Here is a 17,724-nt window from a genome sequence, read left to right on the forward strand (position 1 = left end):
GGCCCGTCCTAGAAAATAACGATGTTGGTGAGCTGAGGATTGGTTGCGGACGGGGGCGCTGCCCACTCGTTTTGGGATAGCCGGAACGCGCCCGCCGTACCAGCTACAGCCAGTCCGGACGTACCAGGAGAGACGAATTGCGCCGTCATCGTGCCCGAGAATTTGTACCGGGGTGCGACCGCCGTGCCCGCGTCGGCAAAATTGAAGCCCGATTGCGCCCGGACGGCACAAAGCCCACCGGTCGCCACCGTCACCGCTTCGCCTGGTTCCGCGTCGTGCTGGGCGATGCCTAACTGTTGAGTTGCGGACGTGCCTACCCGACCCGACTGAACGTCAACGAACGTAAATTCCTTGATCGGGTCTGTGGCCACAACGGTCAAAACATCTTCGGGATGCTGTTGCGGGAAAATTCCAGCCATTACTTACCCCCTACCGCGCCCAAGGCGGTGACGTAATCAACGTTGTTTTCAGCCGCATACGCCAACACCCTTTGGTGCAATGCGTAGGCTTCAGGATCGACAACCATCCCAGGCGGGGCGTTGAAATCCGGGGCGATTGCCACCGGTTCTTCAGCGGGAACCACCGGAGCGGTTAGGTCATGCTCAGAAAATGCCGATGCGAGAAAGTCCAGATGGAACGCCGCCAAGTCCTTACCGCCTGCCGAAAACTCGGGCGATTGGATTTTGGACAGCGCGGACAGGAACTCTAGCTGAGTTGCTTTGTGAGCCACCAATTCGGGACGGGTTGATGCGGCCGCGTCAAATTGCCGTTCAAGTTCCGAGAGCTTCAGTCGGTGTTGGGTGGCTGCGCTCTCCAGAGCAAGGGACTGGTTTTGGCGCTGCAATTCAGCGATCTGAGCTTGCATCGCGGCAAACTCGGGAGAGCTGGAGAAGTCCGGGGTCTCGGGTTTCGGCTCGGGTGCGACCGGATCGATCGGCTCGATCACGGTAGGGGTTTCAGGCATGGCGGTATAGGTGTAAAGGTGCGAGTCGTTTTCAGACTCAAAGGCTGGAGTCAGGGGAATGGCGGGCGCGGTTGCACCCAACAGCCCAACATGGGCCAATCCCCATTTCCCGGGCCTGGGATTCGATGGGTGATCGGGATGCCAGAGACGGACGGATACGCGACGGAACGGCTTGAATGGAGCCGACAGAAACTCACGGATTCCGGGGGCTAGCTTGTCTGGGTCGTAGGACACAAACAGTTTTGAGCCTTTCAGCTTGATTGCTTCCACCCATCCCAACGCCGGATCGTCAGTAGCAGGATGACCCGCCACCAACGGAACCGGAGCCGCTGCCAAGTCCTGATCAGCAATCTCGCTGACTTCGGCAGGGACGTACTCTCTTGCTCGCCCCGCTGAATCGGTGTGATTGCCAACGCTAAAAACCTCAATCTCTTGCATGGCCCGATCAAAACTACTGATCCCACCCTAGGAGAGTCCCCAAAGATTGCGGGTTAAACCACCCAAGAGCCATCACCTCAAAGGCTTGGGGTGACAGGGTTAAAGCGCTTTTGTCACAAAGGCAATCAGTAAGATAGGGGCTGTCGAGTTTTCTTTATTTGGTCGATCCCATGCCTCAAGCCACCAAAAACCCCGTCCCTTGTGAGCGATTGCAGGCAATCCTCAAGGAACGGGGTTTGACTCAGATTGATTTGTGTTACACGGTTTTCGTGTCTTGCGGGGTCAAGTTGACTCCGCAACATCTAAATGCTGCGATCAAGGGGCGTGAGTATCCTTCACTCCGGCTGCAAAGGGCGGTCTCGACAGCGCTGAATCTGCCATTGGGTGAGGCGTTCCCTGAGTACCACACCGTGGCCGAAACCCTGATCCGCTGGTATCAGGACTTACGGCAGTTGGGGCGGATTGATTACGCCCCGCTTGCAAGTTTGTCTGGGTTGGATTACGCAAGATTGGTTTCAATCTTGCGAAAACAGGATGCGCCGACCCATTGGGAGCGTCAGGCTTTAGCTCGTGTAGCCGGGATGGGGGTGAGTGAGCTGTTCCCTGAGTTCTAACCGAGTAACGACTGAAGCCACTGCTCTGCCGTCTCTTTCAGTTTCGCTTCATGCCGGGCCCCGATGCCGATGAAGGGACGGGGTGGGATGCCGCGAGATGTCCCGAAATTGTGGAACGGCGACTTGAAATCGGACGCGGTGATTGTGGCGGTGTTGCCCCCTGCCGATAGGGTAATCCCGCCTTGCATCGCCCCCGATTCCACCAACCCGTGGTAATTGGGCCCGCCAACCCATCCCGCCCCATCGGGACTGACTTGGCTCGAATAATCCTCCATCGTCATCTGATGTTGCATTTCACCCAATTGGGTGACTAACTCAGACAAGTCATGCAACTTTGATCGGACGCGCTGAAGGTCGGATGGGGCCGGGCCGTCAATCGTGAATGAGAGAGACATGGTTAGCCTGCCAACGATTTGACCACGGAAATTGCCCCATCCCGAGAGGCCACGTAAACCTCAGAGGTTGCCGCAACGAACGTCGCTGAGATGGGTTCGGGCGCAACCGGGATGCGGGCCACCTGCTGGTTGTCGCTCAATCGGATCGCCACCAACTGGTGATAGCCCTCACAGGCTACAAACGCCCGACCATTGGCAGAGTCAATCGCCACAGAAACCGGGCGGGCTGTAGTCCCGATGGCCACCGACCCGACCGCCGCCCCTGAAATCGTGTTGAGGATCGTCACGTTCCCCGAATCCCGATTCGCAATCACCGCCCGCCCCGTCGTTGAATCCGTCCGAACGCCAACCGGGAAAGACCCGACCGCTACCGTCGTGATCGGGGTATCGGTGACGGATGAAATCAGGGTGACGTTGTTGCTGCCTGAGTTGGTGACGAATAGGGTTTGCTGCCCTGAGTCAAAAGCAATGTCGATGGGTGATGTTCCCACGGTGATTGTGGTGATTTGAGTTCGGGTTGCCCGGTCAATTACGATCACGCGGTTGCCAGTTTGATCCACCGCGTACAGCTTTCCACCCACAACAACTAGACCTTGGACATCTGCGCTGGGCAGGTCGATAGCCGTCGTAGTTTGGGCATCGATGGCGACTTCAAGGATCTGAGACCCAGCGGCTACGTAGGCCCGGTTTTCGTTCGCTTGCACTGCAATCCGACCCGATACCTCAGTAGCAGAGGAGTACAGGAATGCGTTGTTGGGAGAGAGGATGTTGTACTGGACACGGTACAGCGTGCCACCCGAAAGCGCGAAATCTTGAGTGATTGCTTTGGAGTTGGCGCTGATGGCGAAAATCCGATCAGACCCCTCGTCATTGCCCACCGTGGCGATCACCCGATCATCGTCAGCAGCGACAGCGAAGATGCGCGACTCGTACACCGCTCGTTGCGGCCCCGCCGTCACTGATGCGGTTACGTTACCCGTTGCCGATGCCCCGCCGAATAACTGGAACGAAGATATGACCGGCGCGGGGAATCCCCAAGAGACATTCCAAAACGGGGCGAGGTTGGTCTGAGTAACCCGAAGCCGCCAATGACGATACGTTTGGGCGGTAGACAGGTTGAACACCTTGGTCTCGAACGGCCCCCAGTCATTGTTAGTCAACGTTTGAGAATCAACTGTTGTCCAGCTTGCATCATCCTGAAAGTTGGCGAGCGTCCCGTCTTTACCTTGCAGGTTGAACGTGATTGGTGCGGCTGGCACTGTCTTGGTCGTGCCTGATACCGTGCCGCTTCCCACTTGAACAGAGTAGCTGGTGATGCGAATGCTCGACGGAAAACTGGCAACCAACCAGGCAGGCGATGATGCCCCGATTGAATTGAGGCTATTTGGGGTTGTTGGGCCAAACCGAATCGCGGTCTCAGGATTCCCGTCAAAGGCCATCCATGAGCCGGGGCTTGGAGCGTGAACCGACCCCGAACTGAGAACCGAGCCGCCACTGCCCACTAGGATCGGAGAACCCGAGATGTCGCTGGTTAGGACGGGAATCTGTGCTTTGGGAACGGTCGATGCACCACCGGATTGCACCTGCGAAGTCGTGTCCACAATCCCGAGTGACACGGTTTTGGTCACACCATTAGCCACCCGAATCGAGGCAATATTCGCGGCCACGGCCGTACCGCCCCCGGTATTTCCCAGTGGCGGGATTGGCTCGAAGCGGGATTGGGCGGCATCCCACGCCAGGGTGTAGCCATCAGCCACGCCGGTCAAATCCACGGCAAAATTGGCGGGCAAATCCAGGGCAAGCTTCAGGGTATCCGGGGTAATCACAACCCACTTATTCCCAGCGGCCTGGTACTGAAGCAAAACGCCATCAACCAACCCGGTCAAATCAACGGGACGGCCACCCACCGAGGAAGATGTGGCGATGGCAGATTGCACCGCGAGCGTCAGGGTGTTGAGGGCTTCGGTGTTTTCGGCAAAACGTTGGGCGATGGTACTCATGATTTAAAGGGTTGCAAGTTTGAGGGATTGGCGCGTCAGGATGGCGATCTTGTTCATGTCCAACGTGTTCTGTGTGAGCCAAGGCAGATCGCACAGCATCGTCAGGTCGTTGCCGTCATCGGTGATCGTGATCGCCTCGATGGGAAGTCCTGACAGAGCCAGGGTGATTTCCACCAATAGATCCGGAACGGCAACGGATTTGTAGAGCAGCGGCGGGGTTGATCGAGCCGCGATTGCGAACAGCTCACCCGTGTCAAGGAAGCACCCAACTTCGGTAATTCCAGCCTCCAGTCCTGGGTCGGTGAGGTAGCCTGCGATGGCTACTTCGTTGGGGCCTGAATCCGTCCAGTCCGAGACGGGAAACCGGGCGATCTCGGTTTTGAGAGCCATCTCGGTTCCGTTGGGTGGCGTGGCGTAAGTGCCGGTGCCGATCGCGATTTCCACGATCTCGACTTGCAGCCCCGCGATCCGCGCGTCGGTGGCCGCTGCGATGCCTGCGTTGGTGATGAGTGCTGGAATCATGCTGGGATTACCTCGATACGAGCAGCGCCGTTTGAGCCGTTGGATGATGCGTTGCCACCGCGCCCAACGGAAGAGTTGAACACAGCCGGGAAGTACAGGGCTGCTGACGTTTGACCAGAGCCGCTGTAGAAGACAGAGCCAGCCAAACCAGCAGGCAATCGGTATCCCGAGCCACCCGCGCCGCCAAGACCAGCACCGCCCCCGTAGTAGCCAGAACCGCCGCCCGCGTAGCTTGTTCCAGTGGCGCTAGCGCCCGACAGTTGTCCCGCCGCTGTACCGCCAGAACCCGAGCCGGACGTGCCACCTGCTGATTGCGTCCCACCCGTGCCGGGAATATCACCGGTTGAATTTTCCCCGGTAATACCGCCGCCCGCGCCCCCGATCCGTCCGACTGCGTTGGCAGCACCGCCGCCCGCGCCAGCAACCCCGAGTGCATTCGGGAATGTGAACGAGGACAAAAACAACCCGGTTAGTCCACCGCCGGAACCCGCCCCACCTGCACCACTTGGCCCGCCGCCGCCATAGGTGGCTGACGTGTCGTTGAACACGCCGCCTTGCCCAACCACGATCACGAGGGTTGCGCCTTGGGCGATTCGTCCGTTAGCCAAATCGGTGGATGCGGCAATCTCCAAAACTAAACAAATCGCACCACCACCGCCACCGGGAGCCGAGCCACCGCCGCCACCCGCGCCAATCCCGTAGAAAAACAGCCGCGCACCGATGGCGTTCGGGACAGTAAAGGTTTGATTAGCCCCGGTGTAGGAAAAGGTTTGGGACGCAATCAAGACCGTGGCATTCACCGACCGCCACACCCCGGAGTCAGCAACGATCACAGCTTCGGTATTGCTGGCAATCGTTGCGGACGTGGCAAAGCCGTCGATCAGCGCGCCGCCTTGAGTCTGGACGGTGATCGCCGCGCCTGAACGGTTGGCGATTCGGTGCGCGCCCGAAATGGATGAAGGCAGGGTGAGGGTTGTCACCCCGGACTTAGCGAACGTGTTCTCGTTAGCCGCAAGCGTGGCGTTAGCCGTCCGCACCGCCCATGTGAGGTTGCCGCCACCGCCCGAACCGCCGCCACTCGATCCGCCCGATCCGCCACCCAATGAAAGCGCCGAAAGATTCTCGATTGACAGTGCCGTGGGATAGAGCAGCAATCGCAGGAACAGAGCGCCGCCCGCCCCATTCAGCAAGTCGATATCCGTGCCGACCGCAATCCGGTTCATCGCCAGCCAATTCAGGCTTGCCGCCACCGTAAAGGTAGAGCCATTGACCGCGATCAACGTGGAATCGGAACTGGCTGCGATGGCGATTCGGGCCAACCCCGTACCGAGGGTGATGGCTTGGGTGAATACCTGCGTACCGGCTGCATTGAACGCCCGAACCAACCCACCGTCACCGGAAGCAGTGCGCCGAATTTCGAGCCGGGGCTTGCTCCCTGTCGTAACTCCCAAAGCAAACAGACAGCCATCGACCGCCGCGCCGGGATAAAGCTCTGCGTAGATTGAGGCTGAATCAGCAGGGGTGAGCGGGGTTGTGAGTGCGGAACTGCGATTGTCAATCTCCTTGACCCCAACCGCAGTACTGGTCAAGGCTCCAAGGCTTGGCACATATCCAGCCGGGGCGATCTGCGTACCCCAAAACACGACCGTGCCCACCGCGCCCGCCAACCCACCGGGATAAATCCTGATCCGTGTGGTCGCCACCGATGCCAGAGCCGCCACAAACCCGACATACCACCAACCGTTCGGGTAGCGCTCGACTCGGATGTTGCTGGGCGCAATCGCGCTGCTGTCGGGCGTGGCAATTCCGGTGGACAGATCGAAAGCGCAACGGGAAAAGGTTGCGCCGTTGTCACCCGACAGCCACAGGGTCACGACTGAGGCAGAGCCGGCCCGGAAAAAACCCGAGACTGCGTAATTGCCCGCCCCTTCGGTGGGAACCGAGACCACGCTCTGTTGGGTGTATCCGCCTGAGAGTGTCGAGTCGACCTGAATCGCCCCGGCTGTACCACCGGGATCATTCACGCCCGATGCGGCCGCCACCGTTGCGCTCACCACCGTCCATCCCGTGACAGAAGTGTTATAGGCGCAATAATTCCGAATCTGTCCCTCTGCCAACAGCCCAGAAGCATCGGCAGTGAAGTGCAATCGAGGGGCTCCCGCCATCACATACAGCCGTCGCGAGTTGGCGCGGTAAGCGCTGGTCAATCCCGAGAACGCAGCGAATCCGGTCGTAACTTCCGAGACCCCACCGCGCCAATCGACCGCCGCCACCGGGGCAACGCCCCCGATCACGGGATGCCCGTTCGCATCGACTGGAGTGCCACCGCCGCCCGATGGCTGTTTCCATTCCCAAGCGGTTGCGCCCGTTGCCGTCAAGACCAAACCTTGTGAGGCCGCGTTGGATGCGGTTGCGAGCTTTTCATCTAGCGCGGTCTGGAGTCCGGTGATCGCGGCCACGTTCGGAGCCACCCATGAGCCATCCCCTCTCAGATAGTTCGCTGCCGATGGAGTACCCGCGCCAAGCCGTGCGACCGAGACCAGCCCGGATGTGATATCAGCGCCTGAGTGGACGTGAGCGCTTGCAGCTTTCGAGTCGAGCGCGGTCTGCAATCCTGGGATGTCGGTGATCGTGAGCGTCACATCTCCCGATTCGCCATTCACCGTTGAGACGGCAGCGGTTGCGGAAATTTGAACCCAGTTGGCGAGCGTTGTTGCCGGTTCCGTCTGAAGGATAAAAGTTTGCCCGGTATCCGTTCGGCGGGCAACATCCCCCTGCTGGGCGGTTAATGCCAGCATTGCCGCTTCGGAAGCCACCACGAACGTTTCGCGAATGGCTAGCGACGGGATTTGACCGGGTGGGATTTTGCCATCGGAACCGAGAGAAGCCACGCCGGACGGTTGCCCTACCGTACTGCTCAATACCCGAGCGTCAAGGGCGGGCTGCAATCCGGTCACATCAGCAATGGCGTGAGAGTGGACGGACGGCGCTTTTCCATCCAATGCGGCCTGGAGTCCGGTGATCGTGGAAATTCCCTGAGTGTGGGTGATCGGCGCTTTCCCGTCCAATGCGGTTTGCAGCCCCGGCACATCTTCAATGCCACCCACGGATCCGCCCCCAATCCCATCGGGAATCTGAAGGATCGGAATCTTGCCCGTCGCGTCCAATGTGGCGAAACCGTTTGGCTCCCCTCGCTGCAAGATGTCGATGGGGCTGTGTTGGTGGATCGCATTGGCCTTGCCCGCCACTTGCGCCTGCAATGCAGTCAGGTCAACCCCAACACCTAACTCTTCCTTCACCGCGCCCCAAGTCACGGTCTTATCGAACGCGCCCGGACGCGACACCAAAAGCCGGTCGCCATCTTGAAGGTCAGCGCCGGGTAGGGTCTCAAGATCGGAGACGGTGATATCGAATTGGTCTGGCATTAAGGAACCCCCGTCACGGGCAAATCGAGAGCAAGCCGGCCGCCGCCCTGGAAACCCAACCGCAATCCCGATTGAGTCGAGACCACGGTTGGGATCTTAGGAGTCGAGACCGTGAGCCTAGCGGTTAGTCGTTTGCCGGCCGCTGCCCTGATTGTTGCCTTTGGGCGGGGAATCCCGGCGTTAACCCTGGCGATCACCGTCCCTCTTTTGGATGCCGCGATCCGAGCCGGGCCCAACTGTGGACGGGTTGCAATGGCTAATTCAAAACCCGACCGGGCTGGCTTGGCGGCTTCGATCAACTGATAGGCCTTGGCCCAAAATGCTGGGTCGGATACATCAAATCGCGGATCACCCGATGGCAATCCCTCGCCATCGATCGCGACCCTGAAGGTGTGGACTTGACGGCGTGGGATGGATTGCCACCATTCGGAGATGACCACGCTGGAAATCCCTAAGACCCCAAGGGCCCGCTTCACTGCAAACGGGGTTCCTTTGGTGCGATGCAACTCGATTGACCGCCAAAGCAGTTCCCGGTACTCAGATTCCGTCATCTCGGGAACGACGAACTCGGAAGCACTGAGTTGGGTGATCAGGCTTGGAATGGCCGTGGCCGTCACCCGGTCAAAGTCGTAGACCAGGGCGTTCGAGTAGGGCAGATCGGCGTATGCCGCGATCAACTTCCAAAGCGCTTGCGTCCGGTCATCTTGAGCAATCGATGGCTGAATTGGATTCATCAATCACCACCCAACTCGAAGTATTTCCGATTCGTTTCGTCGTAACTTTCCCATTCGATCAAATGCCGTAGGGTCTCAGCATCTTGGGGCAAGGGCGTGATTTCCCCGTCGTAGTCAGCGCCAACCGGCTCTAGGGAGTGGCCGCAGTAAAAGGCCGATGGCGGGCAAGCTTTTGACCAGAAGGTGGCATCGTTCGGGAAAACTTTGCCCTCCATCGCCGTGTGGGTTTCGCGCGGGTTTTGCACCTCTCGCACCCGGACATACCGGACATACGGCGCACCCTGAATTGAGTTCCAAACCTCACCACGCCGTTTCTGTTCTGCCTGCAAAAGCTCGACATTGGCCGCGTCAAACATCGAATCGTATTTGCCGGTCAAGCTGAATGCAGGGGGTTCGGGATTGGGTGGTTCGGGATTAGTCCGATCGGCATTCGGATCGGGCGGGATGGGATCGACCGGCTCAGGTTCCGCGAACACCGTCCCGTAAATTTCCGTAACGTAATCCGGGTCTAACTTCCGTCCGGTTGCCGCCGCTAACTTCTGGTCGCGGTCAGCCCGTTCCGTCAGGTTCTCGACATCATCGAAGTCACGCCAAATCGTTGGGGCTTGGGATGATGGGAGATTTAGTCGCGTGATCCATTCAGCCAGAGTGTTCAACGCCGCACCGCTCAAAGCGTCCGAATCGGACTTGGCTAGCTTCATCGCCACCCGTTCGGCGACTTCGTCCCGAGCGCGGGAGCCACCGCCCGATTGCTGATTGGTTAAAGCGGTCTGACCACCGATGACGCGGGCGATCTGATTGTCGAGAAATTCACACATCGTGTGCTGAATGTCTCGATCATTTCGTGCTGATTCCAGAAAGTCGATCACCACGCCATCGGGAGCTATCAGGTGATGTTCAGGGGCGAAATACTCAAGAAATGATTTAACCTCTTCATACACGGGATGCCCCTCACCCACGCCAGCGGGGAATGCTGCCCTAATCAAAGCCGTGGCTCGACTAACTGCAACCAACCAATCCTTAAGGCAATCCTTCTTAAATTGGCAATACCACCAAAGGACAGAGCCTAACCCTAACCCGTAAGGATTGGAGCCGCCGCCGATATCAAATGTGTAAACCAGGATTCGATAGGGCGTGGTGATAAACTCCCCTCGGAATGGCTTATCGCGCGTCAGAATCTTAACGGCATATCCCATGTGGGTGACAGCATTTCGCGGCGTGTCTTTTGTCACCAACTCGAATTTAATCCGGCGTGACGGAATGGGAGTGAACCCCGCAATCTGCCAACCGGATCGCCCCTTCTGCCATGAGACCTCTACCGCCTGGAATCCTCTGAGAATTGCCATCATTAAAGATGAGCAAAACTGATCGAAGTTGACACTGGAAGGTGCGCCCGATTCTCGTTTCGATCCCGCCCAACGAACACCTAAAAGCTGCTCAGAAACCAAGTCGGCTGCTTTTTTATCCGCTCGTTTTTCAGACGCGGGAACCACCCGAACTTCTCGCGATAGTGTTGCACCGATTCGGTTTTGAAGACACGCTAAAGCGTTCGGGTCTTTAAGGATTTCATCATATTTTGAGATATCCGAACCGAGGATATTTCGTAATAACAAATCTTCAATCGGAATTTCGCCGGACGGGAGCCAATATCTTGGGTCGTTCTCGTATCCAGCAATTCGATTGGGCGTGGTTAATCCTTGGGGCATGGGTGGCAACAGGTCTCGGATGCTTCCATCGTGGCGGATGGGGTGGGATGGTGGTGGTTAACTTCAAAACCCGGACAATCCCCACGGACGCACACCCGCAACGATCCGCCCCGTTGATCGCGGTGCGCTGAACCCGCCAACCGTCGCATCAGCCAGGTTCGGCGATCGGCCCAACCGCGCCTTGGTCTTCTCCTTTGGCTCGATTCGGATCTTGTCGTTTGGGGTCAACTCCCACCACACCGCGCTCATCTCTTCAAACAACTGATCCTCAACATCACCCAATGGCGCGATAGCAGCCTCACCCTTTTCAAATGCCATCCGTAGTCGCCAAAACTGTTCGGCTTTGGCATTCAGGAATTGCACCGGGTCGGTTGCCGCGCCGCCCCAATCGAACGGGCAAGCCGACACCCCATCCCGTCGTAGGTTTCCGAGCGCACCCGCCCCAACACCCGATCGGTCAACCGCCACGGCCGCGCCTTTCGGAATCTGACGGGCTAGCCATTGGGCGGCTCTGGGCACATCTTCCCAATCCCCTTTACCCGGCAGCGAATCTACCTTGACCAACAGCGACCCGCGCCATTCACTCATAGCCGAATCATCACCACCATCCCCCACGTCCAGTCCGAACCGGCTGACTGCCCTTGGCTCGTGCCATGTCGACGGGTTCGCGTCGTACCGGGCCCGTGCTGCTACCAAAAGCTGACGGGGGATGACCGATTGGGCCACGTCCGTTGGGAATGTGGCCTCGATCCGAGCTTGCCATCGGGGGGACGACTCACCCCATTCAGCCCGCCGCGCTTCGATCCATGCTGGGGTGATCGCACCGGGGATAGCGGCTGGCAACTTGGCCAATTCTGTAGGGTCAACGGGAAATCCCGGTTTGAGTCGATGCACCCCGTCCGAGTCGAGCTGGTAGAAGGGAGCCACGTTCGGATGCCGCCATGCTGCCAACCGAATCACATCACGCGGGTTTTTGCCACAGGCGAGAGCGAATGGCGTTTGGGAGCGGGTCGGGTTGCCGATGGCCAGCAGCCGGTTATTGTCCAAGTCCGTCAAGCACGACACCATCCCCGTCCACACGTCCGGGCTGATTCCACAAGCTTCATCAGCGATGATCAGCAGCCTTGGGGCGTGGATGCCTTGAAACGTGCTGTCTGAGGTGTCCGAACTCGAAAACCCATACGCTTGGGCGGTTTCATCCAATCGCAGGAAGGTCTGACCACGCTCGCCACCCAAGACCGAACGGTGTTCGTCCCACGCTTTCCGAACGTAGCGCCAGAGCAATTCCTTCATCTGCCGAGCGGTTGGGGCCGTGGAAATCACCAGCCCGCGCCAACAGAACACGCCCCAGAGCAAGAGCATCGCGGCGATCCATGTCTTACCTTGACCGTGGGAAGACGGCACGAGGGTGACGGGTCGGGCGATGACGTGATCGACAATATCCCGCTGGTCTGGAGTCAGTTCAACCCCAAGCGCATCTCGAAAGAACACCACCGGGTCGCAGTCCGTCCAGTCCCGTCCGGTGATCGCCCCTGCCTTCTGGGCATTCTTGATGAGGATCAATTCAGCCTTGGGCGTGAGGGTCTGCTGATAGCTGGCCATGCAATCCTGGAATTTCTAATTGGGTGACGCTGTACCCGTTGCTGCTCAGCTCCTTGATCATGTCCGAATAGGAGTAGGTCACGCCTTGCACCCGCGCCAGCAGGTCGTAGCCTTTAAAGACCGCTTCCCATCGCTCCGAATCGGTCGCGCCTTGGATCGCCTGGATCAAGCCATTGGTGATCCATGAGCGCACGTCTTCAAGGCTCCCCTCAAAATCCTCTCGACATTGAACCACGGCGGCCCGCCAATACTCGCCCGCCAACTCACGGCCAATCCCGTGGTAAGTCTGCAAATGCCGCACGATTTGCCCACGGGTCTTAAGCTGGCCCAGCAGGCAATAAACTTGATCAACGATGGCGGGATCGAGCGACATATTCGGTATTGTGCCGGTCAAGCCAAGCTCAATCCCGTTAACCGTGACAGCTTTGAGCATTATTCGAGCATCACGATTCAGCGCAATCCTCAAAAGCTACACCCCATCCCGGTTCTGTCTTTCTCAGAAAAACTGGGATGGGGTGTTTAATACCCCCAACATGTAGTCCACAAGATCGCCACGGTGACATCAGGGTTTTGGGCGATTGAGCGATTTGGGCGATTGAACAACCAGCCCAAAACGCCTCGCCCTCAACGATCTCGTTACGCCGGTAGCCCCCTCGGGTTAACCCACCCCAAGAACCGGTCGTGAGTAACCCGAATAACCGTCGTGCGACCAGTGCTATTCGGCGCAGCGTTCCTAACTAAATGCGGTTGTCCAACAGTTTCTTCGTGGCTTCCACAATTTGGGCCGGCTGCACGATCGTCAGATTCTCCAGCATCCCGTTATAGGGCGTGGGAATGTCCTGCGAAGACAACCGTACCGGCGGCGCATCCAAATCATCAAAGCATTGTTCAATGATTTGGGCCGTCAATTCTGCCGCAATGCCGCCCGTCTTCATGCATTCCTCCACAATCAGCACCCGATGGGTCTTGCGCACCGAAGCGGCGATCGTGGCCATATCCAACGGCTTCAGGGAAATCAGGTCAATCACTTCCGGATCGATCCCTTCCTTCTCCAGGGTTTTCACCGCCTGCATCACGTGGTGGCGCATCCGGGAGTAGGTGACGATCGTGATGTCTTCGCCCGATCGCACCATTTCCGCCTTGTCCAGCGGCAACAGATATTCTTCGTCCGGCAGATCTTCCTTCAGGTTGTAGAGCAGCACATGCTCAAAGAACAGCACCGGGTTGTTGTCACGAATCGCCGACTTCAACAGACCCTTAGCGTTGTAAGGCGTGGAGCAAGCCACAATCTTCAACCCCGGAACCGCCTGGAAATAGGCCTCTAGGCGCTGGGAATGTTCTGCCCCCAACTGGCGACCCACCCCGCCGGGGCCCCGGATCACCATCGGAATCGTGAAATTACCGCCGGAGGTGTAGCGCAGCATCCCAGCGTTGTTGGAAATTTGGTTAAAGGCCAGCAACAAAAAGCCCATGTTCATGCCTTCCACGATCGGGCGAAGACCCGTCATGGCCGCACCCACGGCCATTCCCGTAAAGCTGTTTTCCGCGATCGGGGTATCCAGCAACCGCAGATCGCCGTATTTCTTATACAAATCCTTGGTGACCTTGTAGGAGCCGCCATAGTGACCCACATCTTCTCCCATCACCAACACCCGAGGGTCACGGGCCATTTCTTCGTCGGTTGCTTCACGAAGGGCGTTGAAGAAAATCGTTTCTGCCATCGGTTTGTTGTGGAATTCGTTGTGGAAGTTGAATCAAGGTTGGCTCAGCGGGGTTTATTGTACCGCCAAGGTTGCGCCCGATCGCGCCTAACTCCGGCCGTGGGGCCCCAAATCCCGTCACGGTTTGTTCAAAAATCAACCTTAACGATCGCCCCCAACCCACAGAAACCAAGCCACAATACGAGGCAACGCGCACTGCAAACCGCGCCACCGTAGATCGCGAAATCGCGCCACCGCAAAGCGCACCCCAAACCCCGCGCTCGCTAGGGTTTTGATTTTTAGGGTTTTGACTTTTTAAGGACGGATTCACTATGGGCCTACTCGACAGCGTGTTTCGGAAAGCAACTCCCGACGGGACGATCACCCTGTCTTCGCCCGAGGCGTTTGCGGCGATTTTGGTGATTGCCATGGCCGCCGACGGTTACGCCACCGATGAAGAAGTGCGCACCCTTCGTGACAGTCTCTACCGAATGCAACTGTTCAAGCGCTTTGACGAAGAGCACATGGCCAAAATGATCGACAAACTCTTGGGCATCATGCAATCCCAAGGGCCCGATGCACTGTTTCAAGGGGCCCAAGTGGCCTTGCCCGAAGACCTGCGCGAAACCGCCTACGCCGTAGCCGCCGACATGACCCTCACCGACGGAACCTTGGATGCTTCCGAGCAAGAATTTCTCACGGAACTGGCCAGCGCCCTCGCCATTTCCCCCCAAACCGCTGAGTTGTTGATCACCGCCATGACCATCAAAAATCGCGGCTAAGCAAACATCGCGGCCAAGGCTGAGGCCGGCAGGTCAGCAGCCCAAGAATCGCGATCGGGGATAGGCCACCCTAGAAGCACAGCAGTTTTTGAGGGCGAATCCGAGGGCTAATCAACGGAGCAATTGACCACCGCCCCAGAAAGATTCCCCCAAAAGCTCGTTTGGGGAGCACCGTTTGCTAGGCTGGCTTTGCACCGAAATGCAATCTCCAACGTTCCTCAATGGGCGCGACTTTAGAACAAATTGCCAGCTACCTCGATCACCGGGGTTGGACCTACGACATTGACCACGAGCGATCGTGGATTGTCACCGCCGTTCAGGCCGACAACCTCGATGACTTTCAATTGGTGGTGCAGCTCGAAGAAGAAGGGCGTTTTTTCAAGCTGTTTGCGCCCCAGGTCATCAGCGGCATTCAAAACCACCCTCACAAAGCCGCCATTTTGCAAACCATGCTGAGCATTTCCTGGGAAACCAAAATGCTCCAGTGGGAATATGACCCCTCCGATGGAGAAATTCGAGCCATCATTGAATTTCCCCTGGAAGATGCTCCCCTCACGGAAAAACAATTTAACCGCTGTTTGGTGGGGCTGATTCAAATTGTTGATGATTTCGCCATGCCGCGCCTGATGGCCGTTATGGAAACAGGGCTAGACCCAAACGATGAGGAGGCTGGGGAGCGGCTGTTGTTGGCCCTCCAGGAAGAGGCCCCCGGCCTGCTGGGCATGTTGGAACGGGCCATGGAGGCTCGCAAACGGCGCGGCTTGTTCCCTTGAAGAACCAACGGCGCGATCGATCCAGCGAGGGATCGGTACAGGAGCGAGAGGAGGAGTGATGATCAACACGGCAAGGGGCGATCGGGTGGATATGGCTCCCGTCACGATCGCCATCATTGGTGCGGGCGTTTGGGGAGCGGCCTTGGCCCGGCTGGCGCGGCAAAATCCCCAGGCGATCGTGCGGCTGTGGTCGCGGCGAAGTCCCGAGAGTCTGGCGGAGGCGATCGGGGGAGCCAACTTTGTCCTGTCGGCGGTGTCGATGAAGGGGGTAAGCGACTCGATCGCCCGGTTAGCGGCCACGGAGATGCCCCCCTCCACGGTGTTGATCACCGCCACCAAGGGGCTGGATGCCCAAAGCCACCAAACGCCTTCTCAGATGTGGCATTCGGCTTTTCCCCAAAACCCGATCGTGGTGTTGTCGGGGCCCAATCTCTCCCAGGAAATTGAACATGGGTTGCCGGCCGCGACGGTGGTGGCCAGCTATGACCAAGGGGCGGCCGAAGCAGCCCAGCGGCTTTTTGCCTCTAATGTGTTGCGGGTTTATGCCAACCTCGACCCGATCGGGACGGAATTGGGCGGAACCCTCAAGAACGTAATGGCGATCGCGGCGGGAGTTTGTGACGGTCTGCAATTGGGAACCAACGCCAAGGCGGCCCTCCTGACCCGGGCCCTGCCGGAAATGATTCGGATTGGCACGCATTTGGGGGCCCAAGCGGAAACATTCTTTGGGCTGGCGGGCTTGGGCGACTTGCTGGCCACCTGCAACAGTGCGCTCTCGCGTAATTACCAGGTGGGCTATGGGCTGGCCCAAGGGAAACCCCTCGATCGCGTCCTGGCGGAAATTCACAGCACCGTGGAGGGGATCAACACCGTGGAGGTGTTGGTGGCCATTGCCCGCGAGCAACAAATTCCCGTCCCGATCGCCCGTCAAGTCCATCGCCTGCTGCATGGCCAAATCACGCCACAGCAGGCCGTGCGCGCCTTGATCGATCGCGACCTCAAGCAAGAATTTGAAGACGAGCTACTCTGAGCCAGCGGCCCGTGAATCTCCAACTCAGCCCCAGTTCAGCCCTAGCTCAGCCCAAGTCCCACAAGCCAACCGATCGCCCCGCCAAGCACTCGCCAAATTGCCCGTAAAATAAGGATTGGCTCATGGCTTCCAGGGCCGGCGTTTCCCAACTCAACGCCCCTTGCCCAGGCGATCGCCTTTCCCTCGCCGGTTGAAATCACCGTTGAAATTCCCATGCAAGACTTTTTGAATAACGTTTTACGCTATCCCCGCTTTCTCATTAGCTTCAGCCTGGGCGTGGTGCTCACACTGCTTTCGCCCTTTACGGGATTAATGAAAGATCGGCGATCGGCCATTGCCGTGGGCTGCTTATTTGCCTCTGCCTTGGGATTTGTGTTCTTCACGCTGCGGGCCATGTTGGGCTTGGCGGAAGTTCAATAAAATTCAACGGCAAAATTCAGCGGCAAAATTTAACGGCCAGCGTTTTCGCGGCATTTCGACTGCATTTTTGGAGAATTGAGCAATGGCTACAAACCGGCGAGTCGCGCGGGTGGCGGAAATGATTCGGCGCGAAGTCAGCCAGATGCTGATGAATGATATCAAGGACGATCGGGTGGGGCTGGGGATGGTCAGCGTTACCGATGTGGATGTGTCCGGCGATTTGCAACATGCCAAGATTTTTGTCAGTGTCTATGGCACGACGGAAGCTCGCGAAGCCGCCATGGCTGGTTTACGATCGGCTACTGGCTATGTGCGCAGTGAGTTGGGGCAGCGGGTGCGGCTGCGACGAACCCCGGAAGTGATTTTTATCGAAGATAGTTCGATCGAGCGGGGAAGCCGCGTTCTCAGTCTTTTGGAACAGCTTGAACAACACCGCAAAGAACATCCCCTAGACTTGGAGACGGATCACCAAAATGGGGCCGATGCAGCCTTAGTTGACGATGAACTAGATGACGGTCTAGATGATGAATTCGATGATGAACTGGACGACGAATTTGAAGACGAGTTCGACGATGAAGAGTTGGATGTTAAAAATTAACTATAGTACATTCAATTAGGA

Annotated in this window: 18 protein-coding genes; 7 read left to right on the plus strand and 11 right to left on the minus strand. The window is 58.0% G+C overall.

Features of this window, described 5'->3' with window-relative positions; all coding sequences use genetic code 11:
* Window positions 1–8 precede the first annotated feature (8 nt).
* Window positions 9–419 carry a capsid cement protein gene (locus tag AMR42_RS00090; RefSeq protein WP_099531440.1) on the minus strand — a complete coding sequence of 137 codons (411 nt, stop codon included), beginning with the start codon at window positions 417–419 and terminating at the stop codon, window positions 9–11.
* Window positions 419–1,402, minus strand: coding sequence for a hypothetical protein (locus AMR42_RS00095; protein WP_099531441.1), 984 nt, complete (start codon window positions 1,400–1,402; stop codon window positions 419–421). Before AMR42_RS00095 ends, AMR42_RS00090 begins: the two co-directional genes overlap by 1 nt.
* 170 nt (window positions 1,403–1,572) lie before the next feature.
* Here AMR42_RS00095 and AMR42_RS00100 point away from each other — a divergent pair, with 170 nt between their 5' ends.
* On the plus strand, window positions 1,573–2,016 hold the full coding sequence (locus tag AMR42_RS00100; protein WP_099531442.1) for a helix-turn-helix transcriptional regulator: 444 nt from the start codon (window positions 1,573–1,575) through the stop codon (window positions 2,014–2,016).
* On the opposite strand, the gene AMR42_RS00105 is transcribed toward AMR42_RS00100, so the two are convergent.
* From AMR42_RS00105 to AMR42_RS00120, 4 genes are read right to left on the minus strand one after another with little or no spacing between them, the layout of a single operon-like run.
* The gene (locus AMR42_RS00105) at window positions 2,013–2,411 is read right to left on the minus strand and encodes a phage virion morphogenesis protein (protein WP_099531443.1); all 399 of its coding nucleotides are present in this window, start codon (window positions 2,409–2,411) and stop codon (window positions 2,013–2,015) included. The two genes, AMR42_RS00100 and AMR42_RS00105, sit on opposite strands and share 4 nt — an antisense overlap.
* Before the next feature lie 2 nt (window positions 2,412–2,413).
* On the minus strand, window positions 2,414–4,411 hold the full coding sequence (locus AMR42_RS00110; RefSeq protein ID WP_099531444.1) for a YncE family protein: 1,998 nt from the start codon (window positions 4,409–4,411) through the stop codon (window positions 2,414–2,416).
* A gap of 3 nt (window positions 4,412–4,414) precedes the next feature.
* Window positions 4,415–4,933: a phage tail protein gene (locus AMR42_RS00115; RefSeq protein WP_099531445.1), complete on the minus strand. Its 519-nt coding sequence runs from the start codon at window positions 4,931–4,933 to the stop codon at window positions 4,415–4,417.
* Window positions 4,930–8,022 carry a glycine-rich protein gene (locus tag AMR42_RS00120; RefSeq protein WP_368670709.1) on the minus strand — a complete coding sequence of 1,031 codons (3,093 nt, stop codon included), beginning with the start codon at window positions 8,020–8,022 and terminating at the stop codon, window positions 4,930–4,932. Before AMR42_RS00120 ends, AMR42_RS00115 begins: the two co-directional genes overlap by 4 nt.
* Here AMR42_RS00120 and AMR42_RS20960 point away from each other — a divergent pair.
* Complete coding sequence (locus AMR42_RS20960) at window positions 7,909–8,220, plus strand: hypothetical protein (RefSeq protein WP_234406414.1); 312 nt, start codon at window positions 7,909–7,911, stop codon at window positions 8,218–8,220. The two genes, AMR42_RS00120 and AMR42_RS20960, sit on opposite strands and share 114 nt — an antisense overlap.
* Window positions 8,221–8,357: 137 nt before the next feature.
* Here AMR42_RS20960 and AMR42_RS00125 read toward each other — a convergent pair whose 3' ends face one another.
* The 5 genes from AMR42_RS00125 to AMR42_RS00145 all read right to left on the minus strand — a co-directional run bounded on the left by AMR42_RS00125 (window position 8,358) and on the right by AMR42_RS00145 (window position 14,121).
* Window positions 8,358–9,092 carry a phage tail protein I gene (locus AMR42_RS00125; protein ID WP_099531447.1) on the minus strand — a complete coding sequence of 245 codons (735 nt, stop codon included), beginning with the start codon at window positions 9,090–9,092 and terminating at the stop codon, window positions 8,358–8,360.
* Window positions 9,092–10,798, minus strand: coding sequence for a DUF935 family protein (locus tag AMR42_RS00130; protein ID WP_099531448.1), 1,707 nt, complete (start codon window positions 10,796–10,798; stop codon window positions 9,092–9,094). Before AMR42_RS00130 ends, AMR42_RS00125 begins: the two co-directional genes overlap by 1 nt.
* Before the next feature lie 63 nt (window positions 10,799–10,861).
* A complete protein-coding gene (locus tag AMR42_RS00135) occupies window positions 10,862–12,400 on the minus strand; it encodes a hypothetical protein (RefSeq protein WP_099531449.1) in 1,539 nt (512 codons plus the stop codon).
* Window positions 12,363–12,833: a hypothetical protein gene (locus AMR42_RS00140; RefSeq protein ID WP_143472866.1), complete on the minus strand. Its 471-nt coding sequence runs from the start codon at window positions 12,831–12,833 to the stop codon at window positions 12,363–12,365. Before AMR42_RS00140 ends, AMR42_RS00135 begins: the two co-directional genes overlap by 38 nt.
* 304 nt (window positions 12,834–13,137) lie before the next feature.
* Window positions 13,138–14,121, minus strand: a complete 984-nt coding sequence (locus tag AMR42_RS00145) for an alpha-ketoacid dehydrogenase subunit beta (protein WP_099531451.1) — start codon at window positions 14,119–14,121, stop codon at window positions 13,138–13,140.
* Window positions 14,122–14,432: 311 nt separating this feature from the next.
* On the opposite strand from AMR42_RS00145, the gene AMR42_RS00150 reads away from it, so the two are divergent.
* From AMR42_RS00150 to rbfA, 5 genes are all read left to right on the plus strand, one after another.
* Window positions 14,433–14,882, plus strand: coding sequence for a tellurite resistance TerB family protein (locus tag AMR42_RS00150; RefSeq protein WP_099531452.1), 450 nt, complete (start codon window positions 14,433–14,435; stop codon window positions 14,880–14,882).
* Window positions 14,883–15,103: 221 nt separating this feature from the next.
* A complete protein-coding gene (locus AMR42_RS00155) occupies window positions 15,104–15,655 on the plus strand; it encodes a hypothetical protein (protein ID WP_099531453.1) in 552 nt (183 codons plus the stop codon).
* Window positions 15,656–15,713: 58 nt separating this feature from the next.
* Window positions 15,714–16,685 carry an NAD(P)H-dependent glycerol-3-phosphate dehydrogenase gene (locus AMR42_RS00160; protein WP_234406415.1) on the plus strand — a complete coding sequence of 324 codons (972 nt, stop codon included), beginning with the start codon at window positions 15,714–15,716 and terminating at the stop codon, window positions 16,683–16,685.
* A 213-nt stretch (window positions 16,686–16,898) separates the two neighbouring features.
* Entirely contained in the window at window positions 16,899–17,105 is a 207-nt protein-coding gene (locus tag AMR42_RS00165) for a DUF751 family protein (RefSeq protein ID WP_099531454.1), read from the plus strand.
* 82 nt (window positions 17,106–17,187) lie between these two features.
* Entirely contained in the window at window positions 17,188–17,703 is a 516-nt protein-coding gene (gene rbfA, locus AMR42_RS00170) for a 30S ribosome-binding factor RbfA (protein ID WP_099531455.1), read from the plus strand.
* Window positions 17,704–17,724 lie beyond the last annotated feature (21 nt).

The organism is Limnothrix sp. PR1529 (assembly GCF_002742025.1).
Lineage (GTDB): Bacteria > Cyanobacteriota > Cyanobacteriia > CACIAM-69d > CACIAM-69d > CACIAM-69d.

Excerpts from the sequence above, each read along its gene's own strand:
- AMR42_RS00090 (WP_099531440.1), bottom strand. The coding sequence starts at position 419 with ATGGCTGGAATTTTCCCGCAACAGCATCCCGAAGATGTTTTGACCGTT.
- AMR42_RS00095 (WP_099531441.1), bottom strand. The coding sequence starts at position 1,402 with ATGCAAGAGATTGAGGTTTTTAGCGTTGGCAATCACACCGATTCAGCG.
- AMR42_RS00100 (WP_099531442.1), top strand. The coding sequence starts at position 1,573 with ATGCCTCAAGCCACCAAAAACCCCGTCCCTTGTGAGCGATTGCAGGCA.
- AMR42_RS00105 (WP_099531443.1), bottom strand. The coding sequence starts at position 2,411 with ATGTCTCTCTCATTCACGATTGACGGCCCGGCCCCATCCGACCTTCAG.
- AMR42_RS00110 (WP_099531444.1), bottom strand. The coding sequence starts at position 4,411 with ATGAGTACCATCGCCCAACGTTTTGCCGAAAACACCGAAGCCCTCAAC.
- AMR42_RS00115 (WP_099531445.1), bottom strand. The coding sequence starts at position 4,933 with ATGATTCCAGCACTCATCACCAACGCAGGCATCGCAGCGGCCACCGAC.
- AMR42_RS00125 (WP_099531447.1), bottom strand. The coding sequence starts at position 9,092 with ATGAATCCAATTCAGCCATCGATTGCTCAAGATGACCGGACGCAAGCG.
- AMR42_RS00130 (WP_099531448.1), bottom strand. The coding sequence starts at position 10,798 with ATGCCCCAAGGATTAACCACGCCCAATCGAATTGCTGGATACGAGAAC.
- AMR42_RS00135 (WP_099531449.1), bottom strand. The coding sequence starts at position 12,400 with ATGGCCAGCTATCAGCAGACCCTCACGCCCAAGGCTGAATTGATCCTC.
- AMR42_RS00140 (WP_143472866.1), bottom strand. The coding sequence starts at position 12,833 with ATGCTCAAAGCTGTCACGGTTAACGGGATTGAGCTTGGCTTGACCGGC.
- AMR42_RS00145 (WP_099531451.1), bottom strand. The coding sequence starts at position 14,121 with ATGGCAGAAACGATTTTCTTCAACGCCCTTCGTGAAGCAACCGACGAA.
- AMR42_RS00150 (WP_099531452.1), top strand. The coding sequence starts at position 14,433 with ATGGGCCTACTCGACAGCGTGTTTCGGAAAGCAACTCCCGACGGGACG.
- AMR42_RS00155 (WP_099531453.1), top strand. The coding sequence starts at position 15,104 with ATGGGCGCGACTTTAGAACAAATTGCCAGCTACCTCGATCACCGGGGT.
- AMR42_RS00160 (WP_234406415.1), top strand. The coding sequence starts at position 15,714 with ATGATCAACACGGCAAGGGGCGATCGGGTGGATATGGCTCCCGTCACG.
- AMR42_RS00165 (WP_099531454.1), top strand. The coding sequence starts at position 16,899 with ATGCAAGACTTTTTGAATAACGTTTTACGCTATCCCCGCTTTCTCATT.
- rbfA (WP_099531455.1), top strand. The coding sequence starts at position 17,188 with ATGGCTACAAACCGGCGAGTCGCGCGGGTGGCGGAAATGATTCGGCGC.